The organism is Streptomyces qinglanensis (assembly GCF_900111245.1).
GTDB lineage: Bacteria > Actinomycetota > Actinomycetes > Streptomycetales > Streptomycetaceae > Streptomyces > Streptomyces qinglanensis.
The window spans coordinates 187,361-213,807 of record NZ_FOGO01000006.1; the positions used below are offsets into that span (position 1 = coordinate 187,361).

Below are 26,447 nucleotides of genomic sequence, written 5' to 3' on the forward strand. Positions count from 1 at the left end.
CTCCCGTACCGTAGCCGCATGGGTCTCGCCACCTTCCAAGTTTCCCTCCCCGCTCCGATGTGGCCTCATGGGGGTACCTGCCCACCTAGCCGCGCAGTCAGGCACCCCGCGTCCGGGGATCTTGCCCTTGGCACATCCCGCGGCGCCGCCCGCGCGGTTTCGAAGCGGAACCGAAGCGGAAGCGCCCCGGGTCCGGTGCGGCCCCGAACGAGCGGCGGCCGATCCGGTGGCCCGGCGCACGGCGCCTTGCTCTGATCGCCGAGGGAGAGTAAACGCTGCGGGCATGGGAACGACACGGCGGACGCCGGTATCCGAGGCGGCAGCGGGGACGACAACAGGCGCGGCACAGCCCGCGGGCGGGTGTCAGGAACCCGGTCACGGGCGGGAGCGGGCCCGCGCCGCCGCCGCGCGGCTCGCCCAGGCCGGCGTGCACGGCACCGCGCTCACCTGGGTCGACAACGCGGGCCTCACCCGGGTCAAGGCGGTACCGGCCGACAAGCTGGCGCAGGCGGCCGCCACCGGTGTCGGCATGTCCCCGTGCTTCGACGTCTACCTCGTCGACGACTCGATGACCACGAGCGAGTACATCGGCGGTCCCGACGGGGATCTGCGCCTGGTGCCGGACCTGGACCGGCTCACCGTGCTCTCGGCCCAACCCGGCTGGGCATGGGCCCCGGTGGACCGTCATGAGCAGGACGGGACGCCCTACGCGGCCTGCCAGCGCGGCTTCGCCCGCGGGATGGCCGCGCGCGCACTGGCCGAGCACGGCATCGAGCTGCGGATGGGGTTCGAGACCGAGTGGGTGGCGGTGCGCGGTCCGCTGCCGGACGCGGAGGCCGAGCCCGCTTACCCCACGACCGGTCCCGCCTACGGCATGGCACGGCTGGTGGAGAACGCGGACTATCTGCGCGACGTCCTGGCGGCGCTGTCCGCGCAGGGCGTGGAGGTGCTGCAGATCCATCCCGAGTACGCGGCGGGCCAGTTCGAGGTCTCGGTCGCACCGTCGGACCCGGTGGGCGCGGCCGATCTGGCGGTGCTGGTCCGGGAGACGGTGCGGGCGGTCTCGCTGCGGCACGGGCTGACGGCCTCGTTCGCCCCCGTCGTGGACCCTGCCGGGGTGGGCAACGGCGGGCATCTGCATCTGAGCCTCTGGCGGGACGGGCGCAATCTGTGCGCGGGCGGCGAGGGGCCGTTCGGCATGACGCGGGAGTGCGAGGCGTTCCTGGGCGGGGTGCTGCGCGAGCTGCCCGCGCTGCTCGCGCTCGGCGCCCCCTCCCCCGCCAGCTATCTGCGGCTGCGTCCGTCCCGCTGGGCGGGGGCTTTCCGGTGCTGGGGCCTGGAGAACCGGGAGGCGGCGCTCCGGTTCGTCGCGAGCCGGGCCGCATCGCCGGGCGGCGCCAACGCGGAGCTCAAGTGCGTGGACGCAGCCGCCAACCCGTATCTGCTGGTGGGCGGCGTCCTCGCGGCGGGGCTGGCGGGACTGGCCGAGGCGGCGGCCGGTCGGAGCGCCCGGCTGCCCGCCCCCGTCTCCGGGGACCCGGCGCTGCGCGGCGACCAGCCCGGGCTGCCGGGCTCGCTGACCGCCGCGCTGGAGCAGTTCGAGCGGTCCGAGGTGCTGCGCGAAGCCCTGGGCGGGCCGCTCTTCGACGCCGTCCGCGCGGTACGGGCGGGTGAGATCGCGCTGTTCGAGGGGGCGAGTGAGCGGGAGATCGCCGCCGCGACCCGGGGGAGGTACTGAATGGCCGTTCTCCCGGCGTCCCCGGAGCCCGGGGCGCCCGGCGCGTTCCCGGCGCTGGTCGACCAGCACTGCCACGGGGTGCTGCGAAGCGGACCGGAACCGGAGGCGTTCGAGGGCTGGCTGACGGAGGCCCATTTCACCCCCCGCGGCCGCGGCACGCCCCGGCCCGGCTCCGCGCCGGAGGACTCCGGCGTCCCCGTCAGCTACTTCGACACCCAGCTCGGCTTCGCGGTACGGCGCTGGTGCGCTCCGGTGCTCGGCCTGGAGCCGCACTGCCCGCCCGAGAGCTATCTCGCGCGGCGTGCCGAGCTGGGCACCCCGGAGGTGACCGGCCGCCTGCTGCGGGCCAGCGGGATCGCCGCCTTCCTCGTCGACACCGGACTGCCCGGCCATCTGCTGACGCCGGGCGAACTGGCCGAGTCCGCGGCCGCCGAGGCCCATGAGATCGTCCGGCTCGAACGACTGGCCGAGCGGGCTGCCGACGCCGCACGCGACACCCACAGCTTCCTGGCGGAGGTCTCCGAAGCGGTGCGCGAGTCGGCCCGCACCGCCCGGGGCTTCAAGTCCGTGGTCGCCTACCGCTGCGGGCTGGAGCTGACGCCCGCTCCGCCCGGCACCTCGGAGATCTACGCGGCGGCCGACCGCTGGCTGGCCTCCAGGGTGCCCGGCGGCCGGCTCTCCGACCCCGTCCTGGAGCGGCACCTGCTGTGGTCGGCCGTGCGGACGGGACTGCCGCTGCAACTGCACACCGGCTTCGGCGATCCGGACCTGCGTCTGGACCGCTGCGACCCGCTGCTGCTGACCGACTTCATCCGTGCGGTGGCCCCCTACGGCGCCCCGCTGGTCCTGTTGCACTGCTACCCCTACCAGCGCGGCGCGGGCTATCTGGCGGCCGTCTTCCCGCACGTGTACGCCGACTTCGGGCTCGCGTTGAGCCACACCGGGGCCCGTGCCCGCGAGGTGCTGGCGCAGTTGCTGGAACTCACCCCGTTCGGCAAGCTCCTCTTCTCCACCGACGCCTACGGCATCCCGGAACTCTTCCTGGTCGGGGCCCGGCTCTTCCGCGAGGCGATGACGGAGCTGACGCGGGAGTGGGTACGCCGGGGGGCGTGGTCGCCGTCCGACGCGGAACGGGTGGCGCGCATGGTCGCGGGTGGCACGGCGCGGCGGCTCTACGGCCTGTGAGCGGCCGAGGCGGGGTTCCCCTTCGGGCCTCGACGGGAAGGTCCGCTCCCGCACCGGCCGGTGCGGGAGCCCAGGGGACCGACCGGAGAACCCCCCACGGCCGCGGAGCGGCGGCAGGAGGCTCCCCGTGGGCACCTGCTCAGCCGATGTTCACGTCGACGCAGGCGTAGAACGCGTTGGCGGTGTCGGCGACGTTCCAGACCGCCAGCACGGTCTGCCGGCCGGAGAATCCGCCGAAGTCGACGTCGTGCGAGAGCTGGGAGGGGGGCTGCTCCCCGCCCTGGTCGAACTCGGCGATCTGCCGGCCGTCGATGAAGTACTGCCAGGTGGTCGTCCGGTGCGCCGCGGTCAGCGTCCAGTTGAAGGTCGCGGAGCTGCCGACGTCGGCCACGTTCCAGCCGTGGTCGTCGTCGCGCAGCTCGGCCCACTCGTCATGGCCGCCGGCGCAGTCCTGGAGCCCCTTGGGGCCTTCGACGCTCTGCGGCTCGTACGTGATGGAGCCGCACTCCACGACTCCGGCGGCGCACTGCGCCTGCCGGCTGGCGGGGTCGCTGATGTAGCCGTGGGCGCTGGCGGGGGTCACGGACAGGCCGAGGACGAGCAGGGGCGAGAGCCCGGCACCGACGAGCGCGGCCAGCTTCCTTTTCTTGTACATGTCAACTCCTTCGGCGGCGGGACCGGTGCGCCACGGCCGTACCCGGCGTCGCCGCCGAGCACGGCACAGGGGCCGGCACCCCGGATCCCGGTGGGGGGTCATCCGATTGGTCTAGACTTAAGCAAGTGACCGCACACGGTCAAGACATCGGACACCACGCGGTCACAGCAGTCACAGCACCGCAGGGACCGGCGGCCTCACGCGCCGCGGGTGAGCACCAGGAGCGCCATGTCGTCCTGCCGTTGCCCGCCCGTCCACTCCGTGACCGCCTTGACCAGTGCGTCGGCCAGCTCGTCCGCGCGGCTCAGCCCCGCGGAGCGCAGCCCCCACCGGACGTCGAAGAAGTCGCCCTGCGCGTTGCGGGCCTCGGTGACCCCGTCGGTGACCAGCACCAGGGAGTCGTTCGGCGCCAGCGGGAAGGTCTCCTCCACCGGCGCACCGGTCGCGGAGCCCAGTCCGGTGGAGAGCGGCAGCTCCGGATGGGTGGGCTCCAGGCAGACGGCGTTGCCGTCGTGCAGCAGATAGGGCGGCGGATGGCCCCGGTTGAGCACGGTGACCGTGTCGCCGCTGGGCGGGATCTGGACGAAGAGCGCCGTGACGAAGCCCTCGACGTCGTCCTCCGAACCCCGGCGCCGTTCCCCCTCCCGGTCCAGGGCACGATCGAGGCGGTCGGCCAGCTCGTGCAGGGTCGGGGCGTGTTCGGCGGCCTCGCGGAAGGCCCCGACGGCCACCGAGACCGCGGAGACGGCGGGCAGGCCCTTGCCCCGCACGTCGCCGATCACCGCGCGGATCCCGAACGGCGTCTCCTGGAGAGCGTAGAGGTCACCGCCGATCGCCGCCCCCCGCTGGGCCGCGACATAGCGGTCGGCGACGGCGAGCGGGCCCACATCGGCGGGCGGCGCGGGCAGCACGGCCCGCTGCGCGGCCTCGGCGACCGTCAGCGCGAGGGCCAGACTGCGGCCCTGCCGGTCGACGAGCCACTTGATCCAGAGCCCCACCAGACTGACGAACAGCACCGCCGCCACGTCGATGAGCAGGGCCGAACCCGCGCGGCCCGCGTATCCCGCCGACCCTGCCGCCGCCACGCCCGCCGCGAGGGCGAACAGCGCACTGCCCCGGAAGGAGTAGCACAGACCGGCCACCATCGAGGTGCAGGCCAGCAGCGGCAGCCCGTAGTAGGGCTCGGGGGAGAACACGTCCGCCGCCACACCTCCGAGCAGCAGCAGCGGCGGTGCCGCGTACGGCACTCTGCCCAGACCATCCGTCGGCCCGCCCACCCGGCCCTCCCTGTCTCTGTCGGTCCGACGCGCGGACAGAGCCGATTCCTTGTCCCGGCGATTCTCCCATTTGCGTATATTTCTGCATGGTCTTCGCAGCACGGGACCCACGGAAGAGGGGCGCGAAACGACCAACGGCCCGGCCTGCACGGGCCACCCGCCGGCCGGATTCACCCGTTCGGCCCGCGAGCCGCGCCCGGCCCGGAGAGCGGCACGTCCCCCGGACCCCGACGGCCGCGGGACGCGCGTGCGGTCCACCCGCCGGGCCGGAACCGGCCGCGGCAACCGAACCCGGCAACGGGCCCCGACGCGCGGGCAGGCGCGGCACCGGGACCGGTGGTGACACCGGACGGGCCGCGGCACCGGGACCGTGCGCTGCCCCGGCTCCGGGGGCGGCCGCACCGCTCGGCAGGCGGCCACTACCCCCGACAAGGGGTAGCGGACCCCTCGGCGGGGCAGGTAAGTGTGACGCACGACACCCGATGTATCCCTGTGGAGGCTGCCGTGCCCGCGCCCGTCCCCCACCCCGCGCACCCGGCCGTGCGCAGCTACGCCTCGGGGCCTTCGACGACTCCACTGCTGGGCGACACCATCGGGGAGAACCTGGACCGGACCGTCGCCGCCCACGGGGAGCGGGACGCGCTGGTGGACGTCGGCAGCGGACGGCGCTGGAACTACCGCGAGTTCGGCGCCGAGGTCGAGGCCCTCGCGCTGGGACTGCACGAACTGGGCGTCCGCAAGGGCGACCGGGTGGGCATCTGGGCCCCCAACTGTCCGGAGTGGACGCTGACGCAGTACGCGACGGCCAAGCTGGGCGCCGTCCTCGTCAACATCAACCCCGCCTACCGCGCACACGAACTGGCGTACGTGCTCGCCCGGGCGGGGATCCGCACCCTGCTGGCCGCCCGCAGCCACAAGGACTCCGACTACGCGGCGATGATCGAGCAGGTGCGCGGCGAGTGCCCCGCGCTGGAGGACGTCGTACTGCTCGGCGAGGACGCGTGGGCCGGACTGCTGGCCGGCGGCCGGGCGTGGGAGCCGGCGCAGGCCCGGGAAGTGCTGGACGGCGTCGCCGCCACGCTCTCGGCCGACGACCCGGTCAACATCCAGTACACCTCCGGCACCACCGGCTTTCCGAAGGGCGCCACCCTCTCCCACCACAACATCCTCAACAACGGCTATTTCGTCGGCGAGCTGTGCCGCTACACCGAAGCCGACCGCATCTGCCTGCCGGTGCCCTTCTACCACTGCTTCGGGATGGTGATGGGCAATCTGGCAGCCACCAGCCACGGCGCGTGCATGGTGATCCCGTCCGCCGCCTTCGAGCCGGCGGCGGCGCTCCGGGCGGTGCATCAGGAGCGCTGCACCGCGCTGTACGGGGTGCCGACGATGTTCATCGCCGAGCTGGCCGAACCGGACTTCGACTCCTTCGACCTGACCAGCCTGCGCACCGGCATCATGGCCGGCTCACCGTGCCCGGTGGAAGTGATGAAGCAGGTCATCGAGCGCATGGGGATGGCCGAGGTGTCGATCTGCTACGGCATGACGGAGACCTCACCGGTCTCCACCCAGACCCGCGCCGACGACTCGATCGAGCGCCGGGTGTCGACGGTGGGCCGGGTCGGCCCGCACCTGGAGGTCAAGGTCGTCGACCCGGACACCGGCCGGTGCCTGCCCCGCGGCGAGCCGGGCGAACTGTGCACCCGGGGCTACTCGGTGATGCTCGGCTACTGGGAGCAGCCCGAGGCGACCGCGGCGGCCGTCGACGCGGCCCGCTGGATGCACACCGGGGATCTGGCGGTGATGGACGCGGAGGGGTACGTCAGCGTCACCGGCCGGATCAAGGACATGGTCATCCGCGGCGGCGAGAACATCTATCCGCGGGAGGTCGAGGAGTTCCTCCACACCCATCCCGACGTCCTCGACGCACAGCTCGTCGGGGTGCCCGACGAGCGCTACGGTGAGGAACTGATGGCGTGGATCAGGATGCGGGACGGCGCGGCACCGCTCACGGCGGACGACGTCCGCGCGTTCTGCTCCGGCAGGCTCGCCCACTACAAGATTCCGCGCTACGTCCATGTGGTCGACGCGTTCCCGATGACCGTGACGGGCAAGATCCGCAAGGTCGAGATGCGCGAGCGGTCGATCGAGCTGCTGGAAGCGGCCCGGCACCCCGGCCCCGGAGACGGATCCGGGCACCGAGCCGCCCCGCAGCCGAACACCACCCCGTCGAACTGACCAGCGCAGCGGAGGAGTCGAGGTTGCCCGCACCCGACCGTTCCCGTTCCCACCCCCGCGTTCCCGGCGGTGCGGTGCCCTTCTCCCGCGCTCCGCTGCGGCAGGGCGACACCGACGCGTACCGGCACGCACTCCGGCTGGCGCGGCAGCGCACCGGTGTGCGCACGGTCTTCGGCGGGGAGGTCGCCGACGGGGCGCTGCGGCTCACGGAGTTCAACGGCACCCTGACCGACTCCATGCGCGGACTGCGTGTGGTGCCCGGCCGGGGGCTGGGCGGCTACGTCCTGACACACCAGCGCCCCTACGCGGTCAACGACTACGTACCGGCGACCACCATCACCCACGACTACGACAGCCCCGTGCGCCGCGAGGGCATCCGGGCGATAGTCGCCGCCCCGGTCGCCGTGCAGGGCGGGGTGCGCGGCGTGCTCTACGCCGCGGCCCGCGACACCGCGCCGCTGGGCGATCGCGCGACCGCGGCCCTCATGGACGCCGCGCGGCGCCTGGCGAGCGAGCTGGCCGTGCGCGACGAGGTGGACCGGCGCGTCCGGCTGCTGGAGGCCGCCGCCGAAGCCCCCGCCCCGGCTCCGGAGCCCGCGGCGCCCGGGCTGGAGGCGCTGCGCGACCTGCACGCGGAACTGCGCGGCATCGCCCAGGAGATCGAGGACACGGCGCTGCGGGACAGGCTGCGCCAGGCGTGCGACCGCTTCCTGCGGGCCGGGGCGGGGTCCGGCTCCGGCGACGGCGCCCCGGACGCCGACCCCGGCGGCCGACCGGACGCCCCGGCAGCGGAGCGGCCGCGGCTCTCCCCGCGCGAACTGGACGTGCTCTCCTACGTGGCGCTGGGCTGCACCAACGCCGAAGCGGCCCAGTACCTGGGGCTGGAGGCGGAGACGGTCAAGGCATACCTGCGCAGCGCGACCCGCAAGCTGGGCGTCCACAGCCGCCATCACGCGGTGGCGGCCGCCCGCCGGCACGGCCTGCTGCCCTGACGGCCCGCCGCTCCGGCGGGCCCCGGGCACCTCCGACCAGGGCCCGGACGGGAGGTGCCCGGCCGGGCCGCGGGACGTCCGCCCGGCCATCCGCGGGGCCACGGCGGGAGCACCGCGCGGCCCGGGTGCCCCGATCGGCCCATCCACGCGGAGCGGAGTCGGTCGTTAACCCCCACATGATCACTGCACAACGACACCCCCTTCCGGCCCTGGAGACACCGCCGCAGCACGGAGGAGAGGCGGGCGCACGATGAGCAAGCGGCAGAAGGGACGCAAGCACCGCACGGTCAACCGCACTCCGCGCCCGGTGGGTTCCGCCGTCCGGGCGAGGCCCGTCCGGGCGACAGCCGCGGACCGGACGGCACCGGACCGTACCGCCGCGGAACGGACGGCGGCGGCTCATGGTCCGGCCGTCCGCACCGAAGCTCCCGCACACCGGCCCGTTCCCGCACCCGGCGACGACACCCCGCGCGGCACCCCGGAGACCGCGCCGCGGACCGCACCGGACCCGGCGCCGGAGAGCGCTCCGCAGCCGGCGCCCGGGCCCGGGGCGGCCGACGAGCTCTTCCGCACCCCGGCCCGCGACGGCGGGCTCGGGCAGAGCGCGGGCCGTACGTGGGACCGGGTGCGGGCCGCGGGCGCGTCGGGCACGACAGTCGAGGAGCTGTCCGCCAGCGTGGGATACCAGGAACGCACCGTGCTCAAGCACCTGCTGGGGCTGGCCGAGCACGGGCTCGCCGAGCAGCACGGCCCCGGCCGCTGGCGCCCCGTGTCCGAGGGCACCGAGGCGGGCGACGGGCAGCACGGTGCACCGGACCGGTCCCGGGTGCCGCAGGGCGCCTGAGGTTCCCGGCTCCGTCGCCTCCCACCCCGTCTCCCCTACCGCCCCTTCCACCCCTACCGCCCCTTCCACCCCTTCCACCCCTTCCACCCGGTCCGGTACGGCGCAGGGGCCGTACCGGACCACCCCACCTGCGGAGTCCGTATGACCGAACCGACCTGCCACACCCTCGTCGCGGGGATCGGCAACATCTTCCTGGGCGACGACGGCTTCGGCGTCGAGGTCGCCCAGCGGCTGGCCCGCCGCCCGCTGCCCGGCCAGGTGCAGGTCCTCGACATCGGCGTACGCGGCGTGCACCTGGCCTACCAGGTGCTGGACGGCTGCGACACGCTGATCCTGGTGGACGCGGTGCACCGCGGGGGCGCCCCCGGGACGGTGCGGCTGATCGAGGTGGCCGAGGAGGACCGCGCCTGCCCGGCCGGGGTGCCGGCCGTCGACGGGCACCACATGTCCCCGGACGCCGTGCTCGCCCTGCTGGAGACGCTGCGGAAGGGTACCGGAGGCAGCGCGCCACGGCGGGTGTTCGTCGTCGGCTGCGAGCCCGCCGACCTGGCGGAGGGCATCGGTCTGAGCGCCCCGGTGGCCGCCGCCGTGGACGAGGCGGTGGCGGTGGTGGAGCGGCTGCTGGCAGACGCACCCGCGCGCGTGCCCCCGGAGGCCCCGGCCCGGACCCGCGGCCCTGCGGCGGCCGGGCGGCCGGGACCGGCCGAGCGGGCACAAGCCGCCGAACGGCGGACGGCCGCCCGGGAAAGCGGCGTGGCGGCCCCGGGGTGACCGCCGGCGCCCCCTGTAATGGTGCGGGCCGCAGCCTGGTCCGTACCGCGCAGGGGAAGTGACCGATGCACGAGATGTCCATCGCCATGGCAGTGGTCTGCCAGGTCGAGGAAGCGGCGCGTACCCACGGCGCCGTGGGCGTCGAGACGGTGACCCTGCAGGTGGGCGAACTCGCCGGGGTCGTCCCCGACGCACTGCGCTTCTCCTTCGCGCTCGCCTGCGAGGGCACCGTCCTGTCCGGCGCCGAGCTGGTGACCGACCAGGTGGCGGGACGCGCCCGGTGCACGTCCTGCGCACGCGAGTGGGAGACGGGGCTGCCCCCGCGGTTGGGCTGCCCGCGGTGCACGGACTCGCGCACCGAACTGCTGTCCGGCCGTGAGCTGCAGATCGCCACTGTGCGGTGGGCCGAGGACCCGCAGCGCACCCGAGCCCTTGAGGAGCTGTGAAGCCATGTGCCGTGTCGCCGATCTGCAACAGGCCGTGCTGGAGCGCAACGACACCCGCGCCGAACGACTGCGCACCGAACTGGCCGCGCGCGGCACGATCGTCGTCAACCTGCTCTCCAGCCCGGGCAGCGGCAAGACGGCACTGCTGGAGACCGAGCTGCGGCTGGCGCGGGAGCGGGGCGTCGCGGCGGCGGCCCTGACCGCGGACCTGGCCACCGAGAACGACGCCCGGCGGCTGGCCCGATCCGGGGTGCCGGTCAAGCAGGTGCTGACCGACGGCCTGTGCCATCTGGAAGCCGACATGCTCGCCGGACATCTGACCGGGTGGCTGCCCGAGGCCACCCGGCTGCTGTTCGTCGAGAACGTGGGCAACCTGGTCTGCCCCGCCTCCTACGACCTGGGCGAGTCACTGCGCGTGGTGCTCGCCTCGGTCACCGAGGGCGAGGACAAGCCGCTGAAGTACCCCGCCGCCTTCGGACTCGCGCAACTCGTGGTCGTCACCAAGCAGGACCTGGCGCAGCCGGCCGGGTTCGACCGGGAGGCGTTCCTGGCCAACGTCCGGCAGGTCAATCCCGGCGTGGAGGTCGTCGGCACCTCGGTGCGCGACGGGCTCAACACCGGTGTGCTGCTGGAGCGCGCGCTGGCGGTGGGCGCCGGAGCCGCCGCGCACCGGCCGGTGATGGCCCGCCCCGCCGGACACGCGCACGGCGGACCGCACCCGCACGACGCACCGCACACGCACGACGCACCGCACGACGGAGCGCCGGGACATGGCGGACCGCACCCGCACGACGGACCGCACGCCCATGTCGGAGGCTGACCTCTCCGGCGCCGAGCGCAGCCGCGTGCTGGTCCGCGGCGTGGTCCAGGGCGTGGGCTTCCGCCCGCACGTGTACGCACTCGCCGGGCGACTGGGGCTCTCCGGCCACGTCACCAACACGGGCGAGGGAGTGGTGGCCGAGGTGGAGGGCGCCGGGGAGGCGGTCGCCGCCTTCCGGGAGCGGATCGGGGCGGAGGCTCCGCCGCTGGCCGTGGTGGAGTCGGTCAGCCACCGGCCGCTGCCCCCCTCGGGCGGGTCCGGCTTCCGCATCCTCGCCTCCCGTCCGGCCGCAGGGCGCCGCACCCTGGTGGCGCCGGACACCGCGACCTGCGACGCCTGCCTGCGCGAGATGACCGACCCGGCTGACCGCCGCCACCGGCATCCGTTCATCACCTGCACGGACTGCGGACCGCGCTTCACGATCGTCACCGGGCTGCCCTACGACCGTGCCAACACCACGATGGCGCGGTTCCCGATGTGCGACCGCTGCGCGCGCGAGTACCGGGACCCGGGCGACCGGCGCTTCCACGCCCAGCCCGTCGCCTGCCACGACTGCGGGCCCCGCGTCCGGCTGCTGGGACCCGCCACCGCGGTGTCGGGCCCGGCCGGACTCCCCGGCGAGCCGGTGGCCGCGGCCCGGCGGCTGCTGGCCGAGGGCGCGGTCGTCGCGGTGAAGGGACTGGGCGGCTACCACCTGGCCTGCGACGCGAGCGACGAGCAGGCGGTGGCACTACTGCGCCGCCGCAAGGCGCGCGGGGACAAGCCGTTCGCGCTGCTGGCCCGCGACGTGTCCGACATCGAACACCTCGCCCACGTCGACCCGGTCGAACGGGCGCTGCTGACCGGCAACCGCCGCCCCATCGTCCTGCTGCGCCGCCGCACCACCGCGGCGGCCGGTCCGGCTCCGGCCCCCTCGGTCGCACCCGGCAGCCCCGACCTGGGGGTGCTGCTGGCCTACACTCCGCTGCACCATCTGCTCCTGGGCCTGCCCGGCGACCCGCCCGGGCCGCGACTGCTGGTACTGACCAGCGGCAATCTGGGCGGGGAGCCGATCGTCACCGGCGAGGAGGAGGCGCTGGAGCGGCTGGCGCACCTCGCCGACGCCTTCCTCACCCACGACCGGCCCATCCATGTGCCCTGCGAGGACTCGGTGGTGCGGGTCTGCGGCGGCGAGGAGCTGCCGGTGCGCCGCTCCCGCGGGTACGCGCCGCTGCCGCTGACCCTGCCGGTGCCGGTCCGGCCCGCGCTGGCGGTCGGCGGCGACCTGAAGAACGCCTGCTGCCTCGGCGCGGGACGGCAGGCATGGCTCTCGGCCCACGTCGGGGACATGGACGACCTCGCGACGCTGCGCGCGTTCGCCCGCGCCGAGCAGCAACTGGAGGGCATCACGGGTGTCGCCCCCGAGGTGCTGGCCGCCGACCGCCACCCCGGGTACCGGTCGACGGGGTGGGCCGAGCGGAACGCCTCCGGCCGGCCGCTGCGCCGCGTCCAGCACCACCACGCCCATGTGGCCTCCGCACTGGCCGAGCACGGGCTGGACGGCTCCGCGCCGGTCCTGGGCGTGGCCTTCGACGGCACCGGGTACGGCGACGACGGCGCCGTGTGGGGCGGGGAGTTCCTCCTGGCCGACTACGACGGGTTCACCCGGTACGCACATCTGCGCTACGCCCCGCTGCCCGGCGGCGACGCGGCGATCCGGCACCCCTCCCGAACGGCCCTCGCCCACCTGTGGGCCGCCGGACTCCCCTGGGATCCCGGACTGCCGTCCGCCGCGGCCTGCACGGACACCGAGCGGCGGGTGCTGGAGCGGCAGTTGGAGCAGAACCTGGGCTGTGTGCCGACCTCCAGCATGGGGCGGCTCTTCGACGCGGTGTCCTCGCTGGCCGGGGTGTGCCAGCGGGCCGGATACGAGGCGCAGGCGGCGATCGAGCTGGAGGCGGCCGCGGCGGCCTGCCCGGAGCGCGATCCGGGCGGCTACGACTTCCCGCTGCGCCCGGCCGCGGCGGACGGCGGCACCGGCGCCGGTGTCCCGCCCCGGCTCGCCGACCCGGGACCGCTGCTGGCGGCCGTGGTCGAGGACCTGCGGGCGGGGGTGCCGCGCGAGGTGATCGCCGCGCGGTTCCACGCGGCCGTCGCGGGGCTGGTGCGGCACACCTGCGCGGCGGCACGCGAACGGTACGGGGTGGCGACCGTGGCCCTGACCGGCGGGGTGTTCGCCAACGCGGTGCTCTCCCGTGCCTGCGCCGGCGCGCTGCGCGCCGACGGATTCACGGTGCTGCGGCACCGGCTCGTCCCGCCCGGGGACGGCGGGCTGGCGCTGGGCCAGCTCGTGGTCGCGGCCCGCGCGGCCGCGAACGAGGCGCATACCCCGCCGCTGACCGGTTCCGCGGCGCACTGACCACCGTCGAACGAGGAGAGGCCATGTGTCTGGCGGTACCCGGAAAAGTCCTGCGGATCGAGGAGCGTGACGGCACCCGGATGGCGTCCGTCGACTTCGGCGGGGTGGTCAAGGAGGTGTGTCTGGAGTACGTGCCGGATCTGCGGGTCGGTGAGTACACGATCGTCCACGTCGGCTTCGCGCTGCAGCGGCTGGACGAGGAGTCGGCGCGCAGAACCCTGGAGCTGTTCGAGAACCTCGGGCTGCTGGAGGAGGAATTCGGCGATCCGTGGCAGGCCGCGGAGGCGGAACAGCGCGCCGGCGGCGTCCCGCAGCCCGGCGACGCGCAGCGGGAGGTGCGGCTGTGAAGTACATCGAGGAGTTCCAGGACCCGGAGCTGGCCGGGAAGCTGCTGGAGGACATCCACGCGACCGTCACCCGGCCCTGGGCGCTGATGGAGGTGTGCGGCGGGCAGACGCACTCCATCATCCGGCACGGCATCGACCAACTGCTGCCCGAGGAGGTCGAGCTGATCCACGGGCCGGGCTGCCCGGTCTGCGTGACCCCGCTCGAACTGATCGACAAGGCGCTGGAGATCGCCTCCCGGCCCGGGGTGATCTTCTGCTCGTTCGGCGACATGCTGCGGGTGCCGGGCACCGGACGGGACCTGTTCCAGGTCCGCGCTGAGGGCGGCGACGTCCGGGTCGTCTACTCGCCGCTGGACGCGCTCGCGCTGGCCCGCGAGAACCCGGACCGCGAAGTGGTCTTCTTCGGCATCGGCTTCGAGACCACGGCCCCGCCCAACGCCATGGCCGTGCACCTGGCGGCCCGGGAAGGGTTGCGCAACTTCAGCCTGCTCGTCTCCCACGTGCGGGTACCGCCCGCGATCGAGGCCATCATGAACGCGCCGCACTGCCGGGTGCGCGCCTTCCTGGCGGCCGGTCACGTGTGCAGCGTCATGGGGACCGAGGAGTACCCGGAACTGGCCGAGCGCCACCGGGTGCCGATCGTCGTCACCGGTTTCGAACCGCTGGACATCCTGGAGGGCGTCCGCCGGGCGGTACGGCAACTCGAGGCGGGCCGGGCGACGGTGGAGAACGCCTACCAGCGGGCCGTCGTACCGCAGGGCAACCCGGCGGCGCGGGCGATGCTGGACGAGGTGTTCACGACGACCGACCGCGGCTGGCGGGGCATCGGCGTCATCCCGGACAGCGGCTGGCGGCTGGCACCGCGCTTCGAGGAGTTCGACGCGGAGCACCGGTTCAGCGTCGAGGGCATCACCACCCAGGAGCCCGCGGCCTGCCGCAGCGGCGAGGTGCTGCAGGGGCTGCTGAAGCCGCACGAGTGCGAGGCGTTCGGCACCGACTGCACCCCCCGCACCCCGCTGGGCGCCACGATGGTCTCCAGCGAGGGTGCCTGCGCCGCCTACTACCTCTACCGCCGGCTCGGCGGGACCACGACCGCACCTCTGGAGGCGAGCACCGTTGACTAGCATCGAGGCCGTCGGCCCGACGGCCGGCGGGGACCCCGGGGCCCCCGAGGCCCCCGTCGGCGACCGCGCCGCGCCGGACCCGTCCGGCTGGACGTGCCCGGCGCCGCTGCGCGGCCACGAGCGGATCGTGATGGGCCACGGCGGGGGCGGAGCACTCTCGGCGGAGCTGGTGGAGCAGGTCTTCGCGCCCGCGTTCGGCGGTCCCGCGCTCTCGTCGCTCGCCGACTCCGCGGCGGTGGAAGTCGGCGGTGCCCGGCTGGCGTTCTCCACCGACTCCTTCGTGGTGCGGCCGCTGTTCTTCCCCGGCGGCAGCATCGGCGACCTGGCCGTCAACGGCACGGTCAACGATCTGGCGATGAGCGGCGCCCGGCCCGCCTACCTCTCCTGCGGGTTCATCCTGGAGGAGGGGGTGGAGCTCGGCACGGTGACGCGGATCGCCGAGGCGCTGGGGGCGGCGGCCCGGACGGCCGGTGTCGAGGTGGCCACCGGGGACACCAAGGTCGTGGAGGCGGGGCGCGGCGACGGCGTCTACCTCAACACCGCCGGGATCGGGCTGATCCCGGACGGGGTGGACATCCGCCCGCAGCGGGCGGCACCCGGCGACGTGGTCATCGTCAGCGGCCCGGTCGGCGCGCACGGGGTCGCGGTACTGAGCCGCCGTGCGGGACTGGAGTTCGAGGTCGGCATCGAGAGCGACTGCGCGGCCCTGAATTCCCTGGTGGCGGCCATGCTGGCGGTCACCGACGAGCTGCACGTGCTCCGCGACCCGACCCGCGGCGGTGTCGCCGCGGCGCTCAACGAGATCGCGGCGGCCGCCTCGGTGGGCGTCGCGCTCCGGGAGCGGGCGGTCCCGGTGCCCGAGCAGGTCGCCGCGGCCTGCGCGATGCTGGGCCTGGATCCGCTGTACGTGGCGAACGAGGGCAAGCTGCTGGCGTTCGTGCCCCGCGCGGAGGCGGACGCGGTGCTCGCCGCCATGCGTGCGCATCCGCTGGGGGCGCAGGCCGCCGTGATCGGCGAGTGCGTCGAGGACCACCCCGGGATGGTCGTCGCCCGCACCGGGCTGGGCGGCACCCGGGTCGTCGACCCGCCGCTGGGCGAACAACTCCCGCGTATCTGCTGAGCCGTGTCCGCTCAGCCCCGCTGTGCTCGGTGCATCCGCCCGGACGGATCCGCCGGGCCGAACCCCGAAGCACCCCAACGAGCCATCACCAGGAGGTCGTGGTGCGGATCCTGCTCATCGCGAGCGCCTTCAACAGTCTGACCCAGCGTGTTCAGGCCGAACTGCGGGACGCCCGCCACACCGTCGCGACCGAGGTGGTCGGCGACGGCGACGACGTGCGGCGTGCGGTGGACCGGCACAGCCCCGAGCTGGTGGTCGCGCCGATGCTGCGCACCGCGGTGCCCGCGGACGTGTGGTCGCGGCTCACCTGCCTGATCGTGCATCCCGGCCCGCCCGGCGACCGCGGGCCCTCCTCGCTGGACCGGGCCGTCCACGCGGGCCGCACCCGCTGGGGGGTGACGGTGCTGCAGGCCGAGGCGGAACTGGACGCGGGCCCCGTCTGGGCCTCGGCGGAGTGCACCCTGCCGGAGGGGACCAGCAAGAGCGATCTGTACCGGGGGGAGGTGGCCGACGCGGCACTCGAAGCGCTCCGGAGCGCGGTGGCCCGGTTCGCCTCCGGCAGTCACCGTCCGCATCCCCAGGACGGGGTCGAGCCGTCGGCGAGTCCGCGGATGCGGCAGGACGAGCGGCGGATCGACTGGCAGACCTTCCGGACGCTCGATGTGCTGCGCACCCTGCGGGCCGCCGACTCGCAGCCCGGGGTGCTGGACGAACTGCTGGGTGCGGAGTGGTTCCTGCACGGCGGACACGCCGAGGACCAGCTGTACGGCACCCCGGGCGAGATTCTCGCCACCCGGGCCGGCGCGATCTGCCGCGCGACGGTCGACGGGGCGGTGTGGATCCCGCAGCTCCGGCCGCGCCGCGCCGCGGGCGGGCCGCGGACGTTCCGGCTGCCCGCGACTCTGGCGCTGGGCGAGCGGCTGCCGGACGTACCGGAGCGCCCGGCCCCCCTGGAGCTCGCGCCCGAACGGCACACCCACACCGAGATCCGCTACCGGGAGCGGAACGGCGTCGGGTTCGTCCGCTTCTCCTTCCCCGGCGGGGCGATGAGCACGGTGCAGTGCCGACGGCTGCTGGCGGCCTACCGGTACGCGTGCACCCGGCCGACCCGGGTGGTGGTGCTGGGCGGCAGGCGGGACTTCTTCTCCAACGGCATCCATCTGGGGGTCATCGAGGCCGCCTCCGATCCGGCCGCGGAGGGCTGGGCCAACATCCAGGCCCTCGACGACGTGGTCGAGGCGGTGCTGACCACCACCGACCGGCTGGTCGTCGCCGCGCTGGGCGGCAACGCGGCGGCCGGGGGCGCGATGCTGGCCGCCGCGGCCGACGAGGTGTGGTGCAGGGCGGGAGCGGTGCTCAATCCGCACTACCGGCTGATGGGCCTGCCCGGGTCGGAGTTCTGGACGTACACGCTGCCGCGCCGCGTCGGGCCGGAGATCACCGAGGCGCTGATGCGGGACGCCGAGCCGATGAGCGCCGCCACGGCACGCCGGATCGGACTGGTGGACCGGGTGCTGCCGACCTCGCCGAGCGGTTTCGCACCGCGGGTGGCGGAACTGGCGGCGGCGCTGGCCGAGGACCCGGCCACGCACCAGCGGCTGGCGGTGAAGAAGACCAACCGTGCGCGGGACGAGGCCACCGAGCCGCTGGCCGCCTACCGCGACCGGGAGCTGGCCGCGATGCACCGGGTGCTGTTCGATCCGGCGGCGCCGCACCACGCGCTGCGCCGGGCCTTCCTCCGCAAGGAGGCCCCGCCCGGCGCCGCACCGGCGCTGCGCGGGTAGCACTCCCCCACCGTCCACCCCGGCGCCGCCCCCACAGACGAACGCCCCGCCGTCGGCGGGGCGTTCGTCTGTGCTGCCCGGAACCCGCGGAGCGCGAGGCCCCGGGCGGGCGCCGGGCGGTGCCGCGTCAGTCGCTGACGCAGACGTTGCCGAGGGAGGGGTTGAGCAGCGCGAGGATGTCGACGGTGTTGCCGCACAGTTGGACCGGAATGTGCACCGGGATCTGCACGACGTTGCCGGACAGCACTCCCGGCGAGTTCGCCGCGCCGCCCTGGGCGCCGGCGTCGGCGGACGCGGCCGTGGCCCCGCCGAGCACGGCGGTGGCGGCGAGACCGAAGGCGACAACCGCGGTACGGATGCGCATGGTGATCCTCCCTGTGTTCGATGTGCCGGACGCGGACCAGAGTGCACCCGGGTACGAACCGGGCATTCCGTCGCCACGCCCACGCACCGGGCGCCCACTCGATCGGGCGAGCTCACGGCCAACGGCGCACCACCGCAGCCGCCGTGGGCCCGACGCCGGACAACCCGCCCTGCAGGGACGGCGTGCCACGCGCCCGCGACACCGGTCACCGGTCACCGGTCGGCCGACCCACCGCTGTCCTCGGGGCCTGCGGCCCTCGGGCCCCGGGGCACCGAGGAGCTGCCGAGCGCGGGTCCGGACGGGCACTCCCTGAAGGGCCCCGGAGGCCCCCGGGCTCTTCCGGGAACTGCTGTCCTACCAGGTCGCCTCGGACGCTTCCGGCCCGGATCCCGGGCCGGAAGCGCACCCATGACCCCGCCCGGTGTCCCCACCCGGCGCCCCGGGGCCGCGACTCCCGCTGCGTGAAGCGGCGCCCCGGCTACCCCCTCCGGACGGCGACGAACTGGGCGAGCGAGACGGCCGCCGCCAGGAGCACGGCAGCGAGCGCGAGCATGCCGCCCGCCGGGGCCAGCAGCTTCGCCGGGTCGGGGGTCGTCGACATCAGGGTGAACAGCCGGTTGACCGGCGGCATCCCCTTGGGGAGGAGGGCGAGCATCACCAGCGCGACGGCGCTCACCAGCGCGTACCCCTGGCGTGCGAAGACCGCGCGGGAGCACAGCACCCCGATCGCGGTGCCGACGAGTGCGCACGTGAGCTGGGCCTCCACGCCCAGCAGGAGACCGTCCGGGGTCACGTGGTAGAGCCCCAGCCACAGCGGGAGAACCAGTCCGAGGACCATCAGCACCCCGCAGCTCAGCAGAGCGGTGCCGATCGCCGCGAGGAGGACCTTGAGCGAGCGGCCGCCGGAGGCGACGACGACGATCGCCCGCTGGGCCGGCTCGTCCAGGCTCATCAGCGCGACGGTCAGCCACGTCGAGCAGACGAACAGCGCACCGGCGGAGGACGCGTAGGCGGGAGGCAGCGCCCCACTGCCGTTGACGGTCAGCACGCCCAGCAGGCCCGCGAACAGGAGCAGCGGGGCGACATAGCGCTGGGTGTGCAGCACGGTGGCGAACGTGTAGCGGATCAGGGCGATCACCGGGCGCCTCCCCGCACGGCCGCGTCCTGCTCAGGGGAGCCGGACGCGCCGCCTGTCACCCGCGCCACCGACCAGCCGTGCCGCAGTGCGGTGAGCAGCAGCCCGTCGGTGGCCTCGCCTGCCACTCGCAGCGTGACCCCCGAGGCTCCGCAGCGCACCGACAGCACACCGGCCAACTCCTCCCAGACCAGCTCCCGGGGCGTGCCCCGGCCCGGGTACCCGGTCAGGACGACTTCGCAGGAGGGCCCCGGACCGGTCGGGGCGGACTCCGGTCCGCGCAGCGAGACGCGTCCGTCGCCGACGGTGTAGGTCCGCGTGGCCCGGGCCCGCGTCACCGACTCCCGGTGATCGGTGAAGAGCACCGTGCCGCCGGCGTCGGCGACCTCGGTCATGATGTCGGCCACGACCGCGTGGGCGGGTGCGTCCAGCCCCGACCACGGCTCGTCGAGGACGAGCAGTCCGGGCTCCACCAGCAGCGCCTGGGCGAGCGCGACCTTCCGTGCGTTGCCCTTCGACAGCTCGCGCAGCGGGGTTGTTCCCCGCCCACCAGGGCCAGTCTCTCCAGGAGTTCGTCCGCGCGTGCGGCGGCGGCCCGGGTGGACAGCCCGCGCACCCGGCCCAGATGGGTCAGGTAGGCGGCCGCCGACATCCGTTCGCCGGGCGAGAACCGGTCGGGCACGTATCCCACGACCGCAGGCCGCGCCACCACCCGGCCGCGCGTCGGCCGGGACAGGCCCACCGCGATGCGCAGCAGGGTGGACTTGCCCGAGCCGTTCCCGCCGGTGAATGCCGCGATCTCGCCGGCGGGGACGGCCACCTCGACGTGGCGCAGCAGCCAACCGCCCCGGCCGTAGCGCTTGCTCACCGCGTGCAGATGCACCAACCTGAACTCCTCCGTCCGGTCCGGCGGCACCGGATGTGTGCGCGGCGGTACCGACCGGTCGCGGCGGCGGCCCCTCCGCGGCGCCTCGGCGACACCTCCGCGCGGCCGGGACACCTCGCCGCCGTCCCGAACCGCCTCGTCCGTACGACTGATCGGATTCTCCGCTGTCGCGATCCGTCCGCGCCACCGGGAGCGCTCTGCGCCCGGCGCGCGGCGCCTGCGGGGAGCACCGGTGCGAAAAGACCGGCCACCGCGTGAACTTCCGTGCCGCGGCCCGCATCGAACCCTGCGAACGACGCACCGCGCCGCGGGCTCCGCGCCGCGGGGTCCGGGCCACGGCGGCTCTCCGGGAGAGCCGTGCGTGAGAGGAACACAAGCTGCCTGTTGGAGGAGTTCATGAAGTCCTGGCGCTCTCGTATCGCTCTCGGTCTCGCCGCCGGTGCGGCAGCGGTCACCGTGCCGCTGACCGCCACTGCCGCCTTCGCCGCCGGACCTCCGCCCGGCGACGGCTGGCAGCCGGTCGGCGGCGAGTCCTTCGGCTCCTGGCAGGTTTGCTACGACCAGATGCAGGCGGACCTGCCGCTGAACCCGCAGTACCACGAGGCCACCTGTGTCCACGACCCGCAGCCCGGTCTCCCCGACTTCTACTCGGAGTGGATGCGCTGAGGCACTGAGGCACTGAGACGCTGAGACGCAGCCGGGCGGCGTCCGGTCGGCGCCCCCGGCGCTCCGGGCCCTTCCGCCGCCTCCGTGACCCGGCCGTCCCCGCCACCTGACTCCCGGTGGCGGGGACGGCTGCCGTGCGCGGTCTCCGCGACCCCGGCCAACGGGGGGGGTGTGCCGCTTCGCGGAACCCGTCGGCCGTGGCCCGCACGGGGGAACGCCCGCGGCGGTGCCCTCGGCCATTCGGGTCGGTTATGCCGTGTCCTTCATATAGTGCTCTGTAATGCCCGGGTGCGTGGTGACGATGGACCGGTACTTGTTCTTTCGGACCTTCTCGGAGGTTTTCATGCGCACGCGCACCCTCACGCGCTCCCTCGCCGTCGGCCTGGCCACTCTCGGTCTGGCCGCTGCCGGCACCGCCTCGGCGGTGGCCGGGGGCCACGGGCACAACTGGGTTCACAAGGAGATCCACTGCAAGAAGGTCCACGTCAACATCTCGGACGACGACCACATCGTCAGCAACTCCGTGGGCTTCGTCTTCGGCCCGATGCAGAACGGCTGACGAACGGCTGACGGCTGAAGGCCGGTCCGCAGCAGACCGGCCCCACCCCGTGACGGGCGTGGAGAGGCCCACCCGCGAACCTCCAAGGACCGGGCCCCTCCGCGCCGTTCGTCGTGCCCGGCCCGCTCAGCCGGCGGGCTGCACGCGCCCTTCCGGTTCCGGCACGGCGAGGCTGAGCGCGAACCGGCCTCCGGGATCGGTCCACCACCGGCACAGCCGCATCCCGGCCGCGGCCAGCTCGGCGTGGACGGAGGCCCTGCGGAACTTCGCCGAGATCTCGGTGCGCAACTCCTCCCCTGACCGGAAGTCGACACTCAGGTCGACGGCGGGGAGCTTGGCGCTCAGCGCCCTGCGGGCCCGCAGCCGCATCTCGATCCACTCGTTCTCCTCGTCCCAGACCGCCACATGCGTGAAGTCGTCCGGGTCGAAGTCCGCGCCCAGTTCGCGGTTGAGGACGTGCAGCACGTTCTTGTCGAACTCCGCGGTGATCCCCTCCGGGTCGTCGTAGGCGGCGACGAGTACGGCGGGATCCTTGACCAGATCCGTCCCCAGCAGCAGCGCGTCCCGCGGTCCGAGCCGGGACCGCAGGGAGGCCAGGAAGCGGGCGCGGTCGGCGGGCAGCAGGTTGCCGACCGTGCCGCCGAGGAAGGCGACGACCTTCGGCTCCGGGCACTCGGGCAGCGGCAGCTCCTGCTGGAAGTCCGCGACGAGCGCGTGCACGGTCACCCCGGGGTGGTCGGCGAGCAGCGCGTGTCCGGCCTCGGCCAGCGCGGACTCGCTGACGTCGACGGGCACATAGGTCAGCGGGGCGCCGAGTGCGGTCAGCAGCAGCCGGGTCTTGTACGAGGAGCCGGAGCCGAGCTCGACCAGCGTGCGGGCACCGGTGAGCCGGGCGATCCGCGGTGCCGCGTCCCGCAGGATCTCGGCCTCGGCCCGGGTGGGGTAGTAGGCGGACAGCTTCGTGATCTGCTCGAAGAGCTCGCTGCCCCGGGCGTCGTAGAACCACTTGGGCGGCAGGCTCTTCGGGGTGCGGATCAGCCCCTGGGTGACGTCCGCGGCCAGCGCGGCGGCGGTGGCGTTCGCGGGCAGGGTACGGGTGAGGGTGAACCGGGACGGGGTCACGCGCGGAACTCCTTCAGGGCGGTCAGCTCGATGCCGCCCGGGTCGCCGGTGAGCAGATGGGTGTCGGGGACCGGCCGCCACCCCGGATCCGCGTCGTGCGGTTCGGAGGCGACGGTGAGGGACGTACCCGTCTCCAGCAGGTACCAGAGGGTGTCGCCGGAGGCGGTGGCGGCCAGCGTGCGGCCGTCGGTCAGCAGGAAGTTGAGCCGCGAGCCGGGTGCCGCTCCGGCGAGCTCGACCGCGGTCGCGGCCAGCGCTGCGCCGGGTGCCGTGCCCGCCCGCAGCCGGTGCCCCACCAGCGCCCAGGCCAGCGCCGAGTCGCAGCGGGCCTCCAGACCCAGCAGTTCCTCCGGCGGCAGGGCGGCCGCCAGCGGCGCCAGGGAGGCGGGCCAGCCGGTCAGCGCGCCGTTGTGGCTGAAGAGCCACGGCCCGGCGGCGTAGGGGGCTGCGGCCGCCTCGCCCGCGGCGCAGCCGCTGGTCGCGTCGCGTACGGCGGCCAGCAGCGCGCGGGTGCGGACGACCCGGCACAGGTCGGGGAAGAAGCCGTCCGCCCAGATCGGTCCGGATCTGCGGTAGCGGGCCGGCACCGGGTCGCCGTCGGCGTACCAGCCCACGCCGAAACCGTCGGCGTTGACGGTGCCGTGCTCCTGGCGGCGCGGTGCCCACGACTGACGGTGCAGCGAGTACGGCGGCGCCAGCAGCAGCTCGCCCACCGTGCGGGCGGGGCCCAGGTGGGCCAGGTGCCGGCACATCAGCGGTGCTCCGGAGCGCGGCCCGGGCGGCCGGCGGCGCTCACGCCGCCTCCTCGGGCGCGGGGGTGCGGGCGGTGCGGAACCCGGCGAAGATCTGCCGGCGCACCGGGTGGTCCCAGTTGCGGAACGTCGCGCGCGCCACCACCGGGTCGGTGCCGAAGCACCCACCGCGCAGCACCTTGTAGGAGGGGCCGAAGAAGACCTCCGAGTACTCCCGGTACGGGAAGGCGGTGAAGCCCGGATACGCGGCGAAGTCGCTGGAGGTCCACTCCCAGACGTCGCCCATGAGCTGCCGCACCCCGAGCGGGGAGGCTCCCTGGGGGTAGGCGCCGACCGGCGCCGGGCCCAGATGCCGCTGGCCCAGGTTCGCGCGGTCGGCTCCGGGCTCGGCCTCGCCCCACGGGAAGCGGAGGTCGCGGCCGGTGCCGGGGTCGTGGCGGGCCGCCTTCTCCCACTCGGCCTCGGTGGGCAGCCGCCGTCCCGCCCAGCGGGCGTAGGCGTCGGCCTCGTACCAGCTGACGTGCATCACCGGGGCCGCTTCCGGCACGGGTTCGCGCACCCCGAAGCGGCGCCGCCACCAGCCGCCGTGCTCGCGCCTCCAGAACAGCGGCGCCCGCAGCCCGTTGCGCCGTACGTGGTCCCAGCCCGCCGCCGACCACCAGCGCCGGTCGGCGTAGCCGCCGTTCTCGACGAACCGGAGGTAGGCGGCGTTGCTGACCGGGACGGTGTCGATGCAGAAGGCCGGTACCTCCCGGCGGTGCGCGGGCCGTTCGTTGTCCAGTGCCCAGGGGTCGTCGTCGGTGCCCATGGTGAACGGTCCGGCCGGCACCAGCACTTCGCTGCTGAGCGGTCCGGAGCCGTCGGGAGGGGCGGGCGGCGGCGGTGCGCTGAGCGCGGCCGGGCCGCGCCGGAGCTGGTGGGTGATGAGCATGGTCTCGGCGTGCTGCTGCTCGTGCTGGGCGATCATGCCGAACGCGAAGCCGTCCGCCTCCAGCGGGCGCCCGGCCAGTTCCGCGCGCTCCAGCACCCGGAACGCGTGCCCGCGGACCTTCGCCAGGTAGGAGCGGGCCTCGTCCGGCGGCAGCAGCGGCAGCGCGGGGCGCTCGGCCCGCGGGTGCTCGAAGGCGTCGTAGAGCGAGTCGATCTCGGGCCGCAGCGGCGCCTCCCCGCCCACGGCGCGCAGCAGCCACTGCTCCTCCTGGTTGCCGATGTGCGCCATGTCCCACACCAGCGGGGACATCAGCGGCGAGTGCTGCGCCGTCAGCTCGGCGTCCTCGACGCAGTCGGAGAGCGCCAGGGTGCGGGTGCGGGCCCGGGTGAGGGCGTCATGGGCGTGGGCACGCAGTTCGGCGCGCCCCTGGTCGGCGGTCACCATGGTTCTCCCTGCTGGCGGGGGGCGGTCTCGGAAGTGTCGGGGCGGTGGCCGGTGCCTGTGCGGTCGTCGGTGTCCGTCCTGCGGTCGGTGTCCGTGCGGTCGTCGGCGGGGCAGCGGCCGGGGCCGATGTAGCGGGCTTCGAAGTCCGCCACCGCGGCCCGCACCCGCCGCCCGGCACCGAGCCGGCGCAGTGCCCGGCGGGCGAGGCCGAAGCAGTCGCGGGCCGCGGCGTGCAGTTCGGGGTCGGCCAGCCCGTCCCTGGCCGCGCGCTCCCACAGCGCGTTGCGGGGCGCGGGCCCCTCGGCGGTGAGCTCGGCCAGCGGCTTGACCACCCGGTAGGCGCTCTCGCTCGCCTCCGCGTCGTCGAACAGGGCCGTGGTCACCGCGAGCGGGACGATCCAGCCGTCCGGGCCGGGCTGCGCGTCGATCATCCGCAACTCCAGATGGCCCCGGGGGCGTACGGGTGGGAAGAGGGTGGTCAGGTGGTAGACGAGATCGTCGAGCAGGGGCGGACGGAGGGCGCCGGGTCCGGCTCCGGGGCGGCTGCTGCGCCGGATCCACTGGCGGAAGGTCATCCCGTCCGCCGGAACCGTCCACGGGCCCTGCGCGGAGCGGACGCAGAGCAGCGGCGCGTCCAGCACGTACCGGGCCCATGCCTCCCGGGGGCTGTGCCCGCCCCCGGGAGGAGCGAGGTTGCGGTATCCGTCGAGCGCGGCCCAGACGCCCTGCCGCGCCGAGCGCCACCCGGCCCAGGGTCCCTCGGCGGCCGGGGAGTTGGCGAACGCCGCCGTGAGCACGGCCCCCAGCAGGTGCGCGAGCAGCCAGCGGCGGCCCATCCCGAAGGGCCCCGGCTCGGCGGTACCGGCGTCCAGGCAGACCTGTACGGACGCGGTCGAGCACATCATCACCCGACCGGCGGGGCCGGTGCGGTCGAAGTACGCCTCCATGGCGCGGTACCGCCGGTCCTCCAGCAGCCGGAGCGGTGGCCGGGGATCGAGTCCGTGGCCCACCAGCGCGATACCGTGCCGGTGCAGCCGGGCCCGCGCGGCGGTCAGGTCCGCCGAGACCGTGCGGACGCAGGCGGACAGCGAGGCCGCGGGCTGGGAGCTGAACTCCAGTTGCCCGCCGGGCTCGACGGTGATCGCGGAGGAGAGCGGCACCTCGCGCAGCGCGGTGGCGGCGGCGCGGAGGGCGGTTGCCCCGACCCGCGCGGAGGGCCGGTGCGGGGAGCCGGCCTGCGGGGGGCGGTGGGGGTGCGGGGGCTGCGGCGCCCCGGAGCGACGGGACGGTGCCGGGGCTCCGGCCCCGGCGGATGCGGAGTGCGGTGGGTACTGCGGTGCGGAGTGCCCGGGGTCGCCGCCGGACGCGGACGGCAGCGGGCGGACGAGCCATTCGAGTTCGACCCCGACCCGGCGCGGCGGCCCCGTCTTGAAGCAGATGCCGTGCACATAGGCGAGCGCTGCCGCTTCACTGAGCGGTTCGGCCCGGTACGCGTGTCCGTCGCCGGTCATCCGCCACCCCTCGTCGAGCCGATGGTCTGCCGGGCGGAACGCGAGCTGCCCGCCTCCATCAGAGCCGGTCCCCATTCCCGTCCGGGGAAACACCTGCGTGCCCGCCCCACCGTACGAATCCGGCCGGTCCGCAACCGGTCGTGCCCGCACCGCCGACGGTGCGGTCCGCCGACGGAGTGCGAGGGTGCGGGGCGCGGCGACCCCCGCGGCGCCGAGGCCCGGGCCGGTGCGCAGAGTTGGCGGAAAGTCCCGCTCCCTGAGCCCCGCTCCCCCGGCGCCGCGGCGGCGGCCGTCCGCGGGGCTCGTCCGCCGGGCGTCCTGCCCTGCGCCGGAGGCCC

Annotated in this window: 23 protein-coding genes and 1 pseudogene; 15 read left to right on the forward strand and 9 right to left on the reverse strand. The window is 74.8% G+C overall.

All coding sequences use genetic code 11. The annotated features are described in order from the left end of the window. Nucleotides 1-427: 427 nt before the first annotated feature. The gene (locus BMX65_RS15160) at nt 428-1,738 is read left to right on the forward strand and encodes a type I glutamate--ammonia ligase (protein WP_075000800.1); all 1,311 of its coding nucleotides are present in this window, start codon (nt 428-430) and stop codon (nt 1,736-1,738) included. Beyond that, a complete protein-coding gene (locus tag BMX65_RS15165; protein ID WP_075000801.1) occupies nt 1,739-2,923 on the forward strand; it encodes an amidohydrolase family protein in 1,185 nt (394 codons plus the stop codon). It begins immediately after the preceding gene. 139 nt (nt 2,924-3,062) lie between these two features. Here the strand turns inward: BMX65_RS15165 and BMX65_RS15170 are convergent, their stop codons facing one another. After that, the gene (locus BMX65_RS15170) at nt 3,063-3,578 is read right to left on the reverse strand and encodes a lytic polysaccharide monooxygenase auxiliary activity family 9 protein (RefSeq protein ID WP_075000802.1); all 516 of its coding nucleotides are present in this window, start codon (nt 3,576-3,578) and stop codon (nt 3,063-3,065) included. A gap of 197 nt (nt 3,579-3,775) precedes the next feature. Beyond that, on the reverse strand, nt 3,776-4,855 hold the full coding sequence (locus BMX65_RS15175; protein WP_079171901.1) for a PP2C family protein-serine/threonine phosphatase: 1,080 nt from the start codon (nt 4,853-4,855) through the stop codon (nt 3,776-3,778). 504 nt (nt 4,856-5,359) lie between these two features. Between BMX65_RS15175 and BMX65_RS15180 the strand changes: the two genes are divergently transcribed. The 11 genes from BMX65_RS15180 to BMX65_RS15230 all read left to right on the forward strand — a co-directional run bounded on the left by BMX65_RS15180 (nt 5,360) and on the right by BMX65_RS15230 (nt 17,739). Continuing rightward, nucleotides 5,360-7,093 carry an AMP-binding protein gene (locus tag BMX65_RS15180; protein WP_079171902.1) on the forward strand — a complete coding sequence of 578 codons (1,734 nt, stop codon included), beginning with the start codon at nt 5,360-5,362 and terminating at the stop codon, nt 7,091-7,093. Nucleotides 7,094-7,116: 23 nt separating this feature from the next. Beyond that, complete coding sequence (locus BMX65_RS15185) at nt 7,117-8,085, forward strand: helix-turn-helix transcriptional regulator (protein ID WP_338068938.1); 969 nt, start codon at nt 7,117-7,119, stop codon at nt 8,083-8,085. A 250-nt stretch (nt 8,086-8,335) separates the two neighbouring features. Then, complete coding sequence (locus tag BMX65_RS15190) at nt 8,336-8,929, forward strand: helix-turn-helix transcriptional regulator (protein WP_075000803.1); 594 nt, start codon at nt 8,336-8,338, stop codon at nt 8,927-8,929. A gap of 141 nt (nt 8,930-9,070) precedes the next feature. After that, entirely contained in the window at nt 9,071-9,700 is a 630-nt protein-coding gene (locus tag BMX65_RS15195) for a hydrogenase maturation protease (protein ID WP_075000804.1), read from the forward strand. A gap of 65 nt (nt 9,701-9,765) precedes the next feature. Continuing rightward, a complete protein-coding gene (gene hypA / locus BMX65_RS15200) occupies nt 9,766-10,146 on the forward strand; it encodes a hydrogenase maturation nickel metallochaperone HypA (protein ID WP_075000805.1) in 381 nt (126 codons plus the stop codon). Nucleotides 10,147-10,150: 4 nt separating this feature from the next. Continuing rightward, the gene (gene hypB / locus BMX65_RS15205) at nt 10,151-10,966 is read left to right on the forward strand and encodes a hydrogenase nickel incorporation protein HypB (protein WP_075000806.1); all 816 of its coding nucleotides are present in this window, start codon (nt 10,151-10,153) and stop codon (nt 10,964-10,966) included. Continuing rightward, nucleotides 10,953-13,364 (forward strand): carbamoyltransferase HypF, encoded by a 2,412-nt coding sequence (gene hypF, locus BMX65_RS15210; protein ID WP_079171911.1) that lies wholly within the window; start codon nt 10,953-10,955, stop codon nt 13,362-13,364. The genes hypB and hypF overlap by 14 nt, the downstream gene beginning before the upstream one ends. Nucleotides 13,365-13,387: 23 nt before the next feature. Further along, on the forward strand, nt 13,388-13,711 hold the full coding sequence (locus BMX65_RS15215; RefSeq protein ID WP_075000808.1) for a HypC/HybG/HupF family hydrogenase formation chaperone: 324 nt from the start codon (nt 13,388-13,390) through the stop codon (nt 13,709-13,711). Next, nucleotides 13,708-14,835 (forward strand): hydrogenase formation protein HypD, encoded by a 1,128-nt coding sequence (hypD, locus tag BMX65_RS15220; RefSeq protein ID WP_075000809.1) that lies wholly within the window; start codon nt 13,708-13,710, stop codon nt 14,833-14,835. Before BMX65_RS15215 ends, hypD begins: the two co-directional genes overlap by 4 nt. 130 nt (nt 14,836-14,965) lie before the next feature. Then, complete coding sequence (hypE, locus tag BMX65_RS15225; protein WP_239502018.1) at nt 14,966-15,955, forward strand: hydrogenase expression/formation protein HypE; 990 nt, start codon at nt 14,966-14,968, stop codon at nt 15,953-15,955. A 101-nt stretch (nt 15,956-16,056) separates the two neighbouring features. Beyond that, nucleotides 16,057-17,739: an enoyl-CoA hydratase-related protein gene (locus BMX65_RS15230; protein ID WP_075000810.1), complete on the forward strand. Its 1,683-nt coding sequence runs from the start codon at nt 16,057-16,059 to the stop codon at nt 17,737-17,739. Nucleotides 17,740-17,866: 127 nt separating this feature from the next. Here BMX65_RS15230 and BMX65_RS15235 read toward each other — a convergent pair whose 3' ends face one another. From BMX65_RS15235 to BMX65_RS15245, 3 genes and pseudogenes are all read right to left on the reverse strand, one after another. Then, the gene (locus tag BMX65_RS15235) at nt 17,867-18,103 is read right to left on the reverse strand and encodes a chaplin (protein ID WP_075000811.1); all 237 of its coding nucleotides are present in this window, start codon (nt 18,101-18,103) and stop codon (nt 17,867-17,869) included. A 478-nt stretch (nt 18,104-18,581) separates the two neighbouring features. Next, nucleotides 18,582-19,241: a hypothetical protein gene (locus tag BMX65_RS15240; RefSeq protein ID WP_075000812.1), complete on the reverse strand. Its 660-nt coding sequence runs from the start codon at nt 19,239-19,241 to the stop codon at nt 18,582-18,584. Beyond that, nucleotides 19,238-20,121 (reverse strand): annotated as a pseudogene (locus BMX65_RS15245) (ATP-binding cassette domain-containing protein). Before BMX65_RS15245 ends, BMX65_RS15240 begins: the two are co-directional and overlap by 4 nt. A 360-nt stretch (nt 20,122-20,481) precedes the next feature. Here BMX65_RS15245 and BMX65_RS15250 point away from each other — a divergent pair. Together BMX65_RS15250 and BMX65_RS15255 are read left to right on the forward strand one after the other, a co-directional pair. Next, nucleotides 20,482-20,790: a hypothetical protein gene (locus tag BMX65_RS15250; RefSeq protein ID WP_239501986.1), complete on the forward strand. Its 309-nt coding sequence runs from the start codon at nt 20,482-20,484 to the stop codon at nt 20,788-20,790. A 343-nt stretch (nt 20,791-21,133) separates the two neighbouring features. Continuing rightward, nucleotides 21,134-21,349: a hypothetical protein gene (locus BMX65_RS15255; RefSeq protein ID WP_026004579.1), complete on the forward strand. Its 216-nt coding sequence runs from the start codon at nt 21,134-21,136 to the stop codon at nt 21,347-21,349. 126 nt (nt 21,350-21,475) lie between these two features. Here the strand turns inward: BMX65_RS15255 and egtD are convergent, their stop codons facing one another. Genes egtD through egtA form a run of 4 tightly spaced genes read right to left on the reverse strand, consistent with a single transcriptional unit; the run spans nt 21,476 to nt 26,109 of the window. Beyond that, on the reverse strand, nt 21,476-22,471 hold the full coding sequence (egtD, locus tag BMX65_RS15260) for an L-histidine N(alpha)-methyltransferase (protein WP_075000814.1): 996 nt from the start codon (nt 22,469-22,471) through the stop codon (nt 21,476-21,478). Next, entirely contained in the window at nt 22,468-23,223 is a 756-nt protein-coding gene (gene egtC / locus BMX65_RS15265; RefSeq protein WP_075000815.1) for an ergothioneine biosynthesis protein EgtC, read from the reverse strand. The genes egtD and egtC overlap by 4 nt, the downstream gene beginning before the upstream one ends. A 40-nt stretch (nt 23,224-23,263) precedes the next feature. Then, the gene (gene egtB, locus BMX65_RS15270; RefSeq protein WP_075000816.1) at nt 23,264-24,598 is read right to left on the reverse strand and encodes an ergothioneine biosynthesis protein EgtB; all 1,335 of its coding nucleotides are present in this window, start codon (nt 24,596-24,598) and stop codon (nt 23,264-23,266) included. Further along, nucleotides 24,592-26,109: an ergothioneine biosynthesis glutamate--cysteine ligase EgtA gene (egtA, locus tag BMX65_RS15275; RefSeq protein WP_079171903.1), complete on the reverse strand. Its 1,518-nt coding sequence runs from the start codon at nt 26,107-26,109 to the stop codon at nt 24,592-24,594. The genes egtB and egtA overlap by 7 nt, the downstream gene beginning before the upstream one ends. Nucleotides 26,110-26,447: the final 338 nt, after the last annotated feature.